This window comes from Microbulbifer sp. A4B17 (assembly GCF_003076275.1).
Lineage (GTDB): Bacteria > Pseudomonadota > Gammaproteobacteria > Pseudomonadales > Cellvibrionaceae > Microbulbifer.
Window position 1 is genome coordinate 2,510,493 of the sequence record NZ_CP029064.1, and the last position, 9,352, is coordinate 2,519,844.

Genomic DNA, 9,352 nt, shown 5'->3' on the forward strand with positions numbered 1-9,352 from the left:
CTTCATTACAATTACCGACTGAAAAGCTATAAAACCCTCTTAGGGCAGTCTAATGTAGACCCTGTACACTATGGCACATCTAGCCGATTGTTTATGAATACAAATCATGTCGATATACCATTCTTTTCTAATCTTAGAGTACCTTATCCGATCCATCCCCTCCTAAGGGAAAAACAACGATTAGATAAATCATGCCTAACTAGAGGCACAACACTGTGGCTTTCTGAAGTTTGGCAAGGCATACCCATCTAAAAATAACGCCGAACTAACCGGCAAATGTGTATTTCACTATCAGCAATAATTTATCCAGCTTATCCTGATCAACTTCTGCTACCCCAAGCTCGAATGGAGTATCCAGGGCGATAGTATTTACTTCACCTTTACATAACTTCCATTCATCAATTCTGGCTAGGTTGACTGGTGCATCATCAATATCCAAGGAGAATGCGGCGGGGTTATCGGATACTTGGGCGAGTAATACTATGTTAGAAATACTCGCTTCCAGTGATTGGGCCAGGTAGGGCAGTCGGGTTCGGTCGAGGGTAATTTGCGTAGTGCCTTGTCCTTTCAGTAAGTGCCACTCATTTGGAAGTTCATGCTTCAGATCAATTGCTGTATGCAATCCCGCCTGGCTCAATTCCTGATTGATCAGTTGCAGCCGCTCAGTCATTGTGGATTCGGCCAAGGTGCGAAGTCCCGATCCTCCATCGCGGGCGGTATAGCTTAAGTGGAGTACCACATCGGCAATGGTATCGTAGTTGAATTGGGCCAGCGCTTTGCTGGGGAATTCGAGACGCCAGCTACTGATAGCGCCAGTTCCTTCGAAGGGCAGATAGCGATCATCGCGGAAATTCAGCTCAAACATACCGCTGTCCTGCTGGGCCGCGGACGTGGCAATAGATTGGATGGCACCGACGTTGTAGACAAAGCGTTCATCGTTGCCGGGATCTTCGGCGTAACCGGTTCCAGCGAGGTTATCCGGATGTAAGTTTCTGCGGTATTTATTGGACACCAATGAGAGTTTGGCACCGACTGACGTCTGCGGGCCAGCCACGCAGGGCAGACTTAAGCTCACAGCCCGGATGCGGCGGAAATAATGGCCGGGGTGATCCAGGTCCAAGATGGCTTCCGGCACTTCAAAATCACAACTGCCGGTAGCTCTCAATCTTGCCAAGGCAAGAGGATCGAGTTGGGCCAGGGAGATGTGTTTGGTAACTTCGTACACACGCTTATTGTTGTCGAGGTAGGCCGCACTCATGCGGTTAATGTCATAAATTAGTTTATCCGCGCACTGCAGGCCTTTCTTCAAGCTGTCCCAATAGCCAAAGGCGATAAAGCTATCCTGGCGGCCCAGTTCAAACTGGTAGTTGCGCTCAGCTTTTTTCGCCAGATCATGGGCCAGTTTATAGGCACTAAAATAGACCGAGCTAATTTTTCCCAGCATCCACTGGTACAGTTCCTGGTTGGTATATTTGGTGTGCATGTACTCGTCGGTCTGGTGAGCATTATCAATTTGCCGCTGGTGATTTTTCAGATCCTCTTCAGCCATGGTCTTGCGGATTTCTGCTGCGGTAATCTGCTGATCGATTGAATCCATTTCCAGCAGTGCCTGGTTTTCCTGCAGTTTCCAATCCTCAAAGCGGCGATTGTAGCCACCGGTAATCGAAGCTCTATTGGCTTCATAGGCGGCCACGCCAGCCAGGATATCCAATACATCTGCGGCAGAATTGGCGGCGGCGGCCAGGTTTTTTCCACCCCATTCCAGTGTAATATGAGGGCTACCGCCAAAGCCGGAGGCTCCACCCAATAGGGAGGGAGCCATAGCCATGACCCCTGCAAGGGTACGGCTAATCTGTGAGCCCAGCTGCATATCCTGGCTTTTGGCCAGCTTATCCAGATTGAGCTGCTCTTTCTCATTGATCTTCTCAATAGTGGCGTAGAACTGGTGCCGTTCTGCGGTAACTTTGCGGGTTCGGTGGAGGACCTTGATTTGTTCGGTGCTTTCCTCAATCGCCAGCTCTTTTTGGTGGGTAGCGGCTTCAAGTAGCTTGATCTCCAGCTCACTGCGCAATAAGGCCAGCTCTTCCGCATCTTTCTTTTCCAGTGCTTGCAATAGTGAGTTTCCAAGACTGCGGACTTCACCGGCGAATTCGCTGGCTTTTTGGGAAAGAGCGCTGAAGCGGTAATAGGGCAAGGGGGCATTGAGTCCGGCAATCACAGAAGAAATATCCAACCCCGAGGCCGCAGCTTTGACCAACATGGCCGGATCGATGGGCGGTGCAAACAGGGCTAGACTTCTTTCAACACCATCAATATTCTGGCAGTGACGAATTTTAAACAGCCGATCGGCGATCCGGTCCCAGTAGGCCACCATCTGCTCGTTTTGCGGAATACAAAAGTACAGCATGGATAAAGTCACTGGCGCTGGGGGCAGCTCTGCGCCTCCTTCGGGGAGGGCAGCTAAGTCGGGTAGGATATTTTCCAGGTCAACCAGCGCATTGCCGAGGGCTCCGAGCTTGCCCTGCAATTGATTGTAAGTTTGTGGCGGCGGCTCTACGGCAGGGGGGACAACGCGGGGTTTGGGCCCTAGCAATTTATCCGCAAGGATATACATTTGCGTAGCCTGGGCGATGGACTCCATGGTGTCCTGACTGAACAGATAATCTCCCCACTCAACCAAATTGTCGATGTACTTCATCAGGATCGCCTTTTGGTAGGCGACGGTACGGAATCGCGCAACCACATGGGGGCTGAATGGCTTGTCCCGCCATTGTCTAATGGCAAATTCCAGCTCTTTGATTTCTGGGGTATTTGGATCTGCAACCCGGTATAGCAATTGATCAATACGCTGTTCGATATAGTCGTCTTCACTGCGGAGGAAGAAAGGCTTGGTAACCCAGTACTTGTTGGGGGCTTCACCCGGCAGAGCCCCCGTTGGGTTGAAGACAAAATGTAACCAGTCCATTGCTTCTTCAAATCGCTGATTGCGTGTTAATTGTGTGGCAATCAGCATTGGCAGGTGGAAGAATATTTCCCAGTTATAACCGCTGTAGCTACCATCCGAAGCGAAATCAACATCCTCGACCGGGTACTCCTTTGGCACTACTGGGGCAGGGTCATAATAATTGGCAAAGTTGAACGCCGTTTGCTGCATTTGGGTACTGCGCCGCATTAATGCGGGAATGCCTTCCTGATACAGGATTTTGCGGAAGGCGCACATGAGCGGGTGATACATATTGGCGAAACGTTCGCCGTATTGAAGTTCCGTATAGGCTTGGAATTCTGACAACAACTTTTGATAGTCATCATCATTGGGCAAGTCCTGCAATACATCAGCAAAGCTTTCCCCGGCCTGTACCCGGGCAACCACTTTCAGATAGAGTTTCAGAACATCTTCTATCAGCTGGATGACATCAGAAGCTGTGCGGCGAACTTCAGTACTGGAAGAGCTTGTGCTTGTCAGCTCGCCAGTGGGGTCCCCAGATGCTCTGGCGTAAAAGCCGGGGATGATCACATAGCCCTGCTCGCTGTCCTCCATAAAATAGGGCAGCAGTGTGCCAAAGGGGAACTTCAATACTTTGTCATACTTGGCTGCTGTGCTATTGCTGTTACTGTAAGCCAGAATAAACAGGTATTGGATTAGGATCATTGCCCAATCAATAATGGTCATCTGATGGGGATAAGTGACGCGAAAATTGCCTGGGGTACGATTTAAAATATCATAAAAACCAAAGGGCGCTAAAGCGGTACGCGCAGCCATTTGGTCGGCGGGATCCCAATTCCACTCTTTATAGCGCTGCACAGTGAGAAGGGTATCTTTGAAATCAGGAAAGAAATCCGGGAAGGGGACTTTCCCCTGGGTGGCCAGCTCCGGATAGCCTTTACATCCGGTCAGTAAAAAAGAGCCTCGCAACTCAGTGGCGTCCTGACCCAATGCTTTGAGCAACAATATCTGGTCAATGGCTTGTAAATAGATAAGGTTGTAGCGGTCCTGTTGCAAGTTGGCGGTTGTGTAGGAGGATGGCGTCAATACCGCATCTTTCGATACCCGTTTAGGTTGCCAACGTCCGTCGGCAAACTCACTGACTGCCAACTGGATTTTTAATTTGCGCTTGGGCTTGTCAGTGGCGGTAACGGTTCCCGGTGTGGAATCCGGTACGGTGGATTCGGGGTTTGGGTCGGGTTCCTCACTAAAAATGGGCCAGGCGAGGGTAAGCCGGTTATTGCGCTCCAGCGCTAACAGCTGGTCACTGGTAATATCCAGATCCACTAACTCCCATGGGGTCCAGTAGCGCTCCTGCTCAAACCGGCGGTAATAGTAAGTGGCGGGGTCACCGGATTTGGTGCGGGCAAACACATGCATAATGCGAGTAGAGGTTTGATACCAAGTCGCCACCACTTCCAGGAATGCCAAATCGTCCAGCCGCTGCATATAGCCGATAAAAGCCTGCTCGGCAGTAAATTCAGTAAGCTCGTTTTGCTGTAGTTCGTCCTCAAGTTCTACAAAAATGGAAGACTTGTCGTCGCGCAGCTCAGCTTCGATCCAATTCTCCGGATAGAGGAAAATCTTGTAATTGACCTCCCGAAGGCGATAGAGCTTGAGCCATTTCCAATGCTCCCAACCACTGTCATTTTCCTTATCCGCAGCAGCTCTGGGCTCTAAACCTAATAGGCATCTTTGCACGAATAGCTGGATAGCATTGTGTGCCTGCACAATCCGTGAACTCGGCATGCAGGCTTCCATCTCTACATCGATTAACAGGTAATCGTAGAGATCATTGGTATGATTAAATTCCGGCTTCGTTGCGAGTAGATAGGCAATCAGTGCATCCCGCTTTTGTGGACGGATAGCATCCATCACTTCCTTGAGGGTGCCCAGCCAGGTGGACTCGTCGTAGCGGGACTTCAGCGCCTGGCGCAGTTGCTGCGTGTCATTACTGTTGAGTGCGGGTTTTATGAATTCATTGATCTGCGCCACAGAACTGGACAGCTGCCGAGCAAGCTCGGCACTTTCCAAGATGCGGCTCCAAGTTGCCGGCTTGCGATATTCGCCGAGATCAAATGCGGGGAAAAAGTGGGTATCGAGGGCATCCAACAGCGAGAGGTCATGCGCTGTTAGCAGTGCCATCTTTTCCAGGAAGTCATCCCGGCTTGTTGTGCTATCCGGGAGTGTCATTTCTAGCACAGACCAGAAGCTAATCGCGCTGCCCGCATCTGCGGGGTCCGCTACTGCAGGCAGTTCCTCTGCCAACTGCAAGGCCAGGATAATATCCAGGTAAGCGTCCAGACGCTGCTCCTGCTGTCCACTGACATAGGGAATCTTGTCAATTTCAAGCCAACCCAGCGCCTCGCTATGTTGCAGCAACCAATTGAGTAGAGCCGCATCTATTTGCAGGGACAGCGCCAGCGGCACCAGTTTGTGTAAAAATCGCAAAGCGGCAAAGTGCAGAGGAAAGTTACCCTCTGAAATTGCGGGTGGTACGGGGGGGTGATTCAGAGTATCAATCAGGTCATCTGTCAGGAGCAATTCACCTAAAACGCCATCGCCCGGCAGCGGTTGCTTTAGTTCTGCCACCTTAAGTAGTGTTTCGATGACATCCGAGTCGGCTTTAAATGAAGATGCGATACTGGAAGTCAGTATCTCCTGTTTTGCTATAAGAAATTGATGGGATGACAATGCATCCATCAGCGCTTGTAGCAGATCCTTACTGGCCTGGCTGATGTCCGCATCAGGCGCGAGCAAGTCGAGGGTATCAATCGCGCTGTTGATGGATGTTGTATTGAAAGCTGTTGCAAACAAGGTATCAATCAACCCCTTTGCGGCTGCAGCAGAATCCCAGTCCCTTTCCAGGAAGCCCAGGATTGTTTTGCAGTCCGCTTCGCTAACCTGATTGAACTGACCCAATAGCTTTAGTAGGGCCTCTTGTTGTTCAACGGACTCCAGATTTGGATCAAAAGGAGAGGAGTTATCGATCCACGCCTGCTGGTAAGCACTTTGGAGCAGGGCAAGGATTTCCTCGATTGATGCCGTTTTAAGCTCCAGTACCTCAAGGTCGTCTGCCTGGTGGTACAACATAAATCGCAATGTGGACAGCCCAATAGGAAATGAGTTTGTCAGCTGGGCATAGTGAACAAATTCGAGTGTGTCCAAGGGAGACAGCAAAGGGTCAACTGCGGTGAGATCGATCAGGAGATCGATATCTTCTGCGGTCAATTTCTGTTGATGCATCAAATGGGTCAGCAGAAGCAGTGAACTGAGATTGTCGATACTGAGAATATTGTCTGCCAGTAAGGTCAGCAAACGGCTAAATGACTCACTGTCGATTTGCAGGCAGGTGGCAAGGCTGGCGGCAACATCGGCGAGGAAGCCTGTTCCGTCAATACTTTCCTGCGCCAGTGCTTCATCGATAACCCCGTTCTTGGCCTTGTTTTGAAAGATCAACGAATAGTTTTCTGAGGGAATTTCGCCATAACAGGCAATGAGGTCATCAACCTCTATTCCACTGAGCCGGCTTAGCTCGGAAAGATCGCCAAGCAGGCTTATCGTTTCATTATTCAGTTGGCCCCCACCTAGCGCGGGCTGGCTAACAACGGCGTCCAGGGTTTCCAGCTTCCAGCCAGTTACTTGCTGTAGTCGCAGGAAGCGATGGATTCTGTCCAAAGCACTGTTGTCGAGGTTGGCAACCTCCTTTTGGTCCAGGTTACACGTTAAATCCAGGTGCCGGATAAATAGGTTGTTATTGGGATCGATAAAGTCCAGTGCTAACAGTCGATTGAGTTCAAGATACGTCAGCGCAGTTTTATCCAGAAGAGTACTGACAATAGCCAAGTCCGGTAGGGAAGCATTCCAGTAGTCATTTTGCCCGGCAATATCAGACTGGGTGATCAGCTGCCGTTCGCTATCATTGAGCCCCAGGAGTTCTGCAGCGATCACATGTTCTTGCGGGCTGCTACCTACCTGAAACCTGCGCATTAGCTCTGCGCGGTCGACATCAAAGCGATTGAAATAGGCAATTGCCTCTGTGTGGTGAAGGTCAAATGGCAGAGTGAAGGCAAAATTGCTTGAGGCCAGCTCGGAATAGGCAGTTTGGTTAACATATTCCGGGGCTGCCGCCAGTTCTTCTGCAGGGGAAAGCGTTTGTCGCAACCGAAACAGCGTGTAGTTGTTGCCGCCCTGATGAACCGCCTTAATGACGGCCTGGGTATCGCGGATATAGTGGGGCAGGGTCGCTGATGCTCCCAGGGTTTCTGAAGGAAAGACCTGAGCATTTTCACTGATAGGAATGTCATTATTCGCAAGAGTTGTAAGTAAATTGGGCGATATACTCCCAACCAGGGGATCACTACCGGTGGCAAGATCGCCGCTATAGGGAATCCCCATATCCGGCGCAATCAATTCCTCCAGTTGTTCACAGACCAGGTCGATATAGGGAACCGGAGTGATGGCGTTGGCACAATTGAGATCGATTTCCCCCAGGTCTGGCCGGCGCTCGAACAGTAGATCGCGAGCGTGATTCGTTGTTACCGGCGGGGCAACTGTCAGGTCTGTGACGTTGCGGCTATCAACAAATTCGAGCAGCTCAACCAAATAGGCTGCGGGCCCATAAACAGAGCGACAGTGCTCACAGGCACAGGTATCTGTGCCCTTAAACAGGGACTTCAAATTTGGATAGTCCTGGGCGACTTGTTGTGCCGTGGCAGTGAGTTTTTTTGTATTAATTGCGGGAATAGCATTTGCAGCGGCCAGATCCTGCAAATCTCCAGCGACCATCAGTGCAGCGCTGGATAGGCTCTCTGCTTTTGCGTATATCAGGCTCGCTTCTTCAGCTTTGATTCCAGCCGCAGGGGCGATTTCTTTAAGGAAGTGGGACTTTCCTTTGGCAACAATGTCCCGCGATGAGGTGATACCCCGGTCCAAAAGCCCGGTAACCTTGTTATATTGCGGCGCCAAGCGAAACACACGTTGTATTTTTTTTAATTCCTCGCGGGAAACCTGGTACTCCTTATCTGTCAACTGCTTTTCCTCAAAGAACCGATCAATATTTGTGCTCTTGAGATCAAATTCTGTCGCTTCATTGAGAATGGAGGTGATTTCGGACTGATTTTTTATGTGTGGTTGTTTATCTCTTTCCAGTTGAGCAAGAAATGCCTCTGATGGATAAGCATTTTCCAATCTGAGTGTCAGTGACTTTGCATAGGTCTCAATGACACCGCTCTGTAACGGTTTGTTACCAAGCGTGATTTCACTTCCAGCTTGTTTGAGATGGGTGGCCCACTCCTCCTTAGTCAGTCTCGCCAGCCGCCCGATTTCATTTGAACTTGAGATCTTTTCACGTTTGGCCACCTGATCAATCAATGCTTTGTCAAAGCCAAGAATTTCGCCCAGAATCAGATCAGTTTTTAACTTTGGTGCACTGCCGGCATCCACTAAAAATGCTTTGTTGGCTATTTTCTCCAGAGCACTATGAAGGTTACCAGGGTTTTCATTAAGCAGAGTCGTGGCTTCATTGAGCTTATCTTTAGTCACAAACTCCGAGATAACCCCTAGAATGCGCTCTTGCCGCTCAGTGTCTGCGAACGCTTGTGCATCATCTTTATAAGCGGATAGGGTTTTCAGATGCTTTGCAATATTATTTGCCGTATCTGGGCCGATAATTTTTTGTGCTGCAGCTTGCTGAATGTCTTGCTCAATCACAGCACTGTCGGTCAGTGCTGCTTCATATAGCAACGTTATGGTATCGGTATCTGTATCAACAGAAAGCCGCAACTGAGCAGGCTGCCTAAAATCATTTCTGAGTAGTGTGCCCTGGTGTAAAAGCGCATAAAAGAAGGGCGCCTCAATACCGGATACTTCCTCCAGGCGGTCGGCCAATGCCAGGTAAGTGATATTATTGCGTAGCTGGCCGGTGCGCTTTGTTAGGAGCGATACATCCCCATTTTCACTGGTCTCTTCCAGTTCTCCAGTTCTGAGGTTACCCATTAGCGGTTGGATATTTTGCCTCAGTACATCGTATTCGATGGTCTCCCGCGCAATACGCTGTTTAATAGTGACATTAATTACCTCCCGGTCGCCTGCGGGAAACAAGCTATCGTCCGGTGCTGTACTGAAGAGCAGCGTTTTACTAACGGGCATCAGTATTTCCAAGCCCAGGGCAACGCTATCTCCACCTCCCGCCTGACTTTCGGGGGTCCACTGGAGCAGGTACTTTCCATCAGTACCGACACTCGTCTCTCCCAGGGGGCGTAAAGAACGAAGCCCCATATCGTAAGCTCTAACCAGCAGCCCTTCGGTAGAATCACCATAACTGCTGGTGACTGCTCCCATGATGATATTGTTCTGTGCCATGGTCGC

General features: G+C 50.1%; 1 protein-coding gene. It reads right to left on the bottom strand.

Annotation, left to right across the window (positions count from 1 at the left end; translation table 11 throughout):
• Positions 1 to 265: 265 nt before the first annotated feature.
• Complete coding sequence (locus BTJ40_RS11220) at positions 266 to 9,346, bottom strand: neuraminidase-like domain-containing protein (RefSeq protein WP_108733173.1); 9,081 nt, start codon at positions 9,344 to 9,346, stop codon at positions 266 to 268.
• Between the last annotated feature and the right edge of the window lie 6 nt (positions 9,347 to 9,352).

Excerpts from the sequence above, each read along its gene's own strand:
- BTJ40_RS11220 (WP_108733173.1), bottom strand. The coding sequence starts at position 9,346 with ATGGCACAGAACAATATCATCATGGGAGCAGTCACCAGCAGTTATGGT.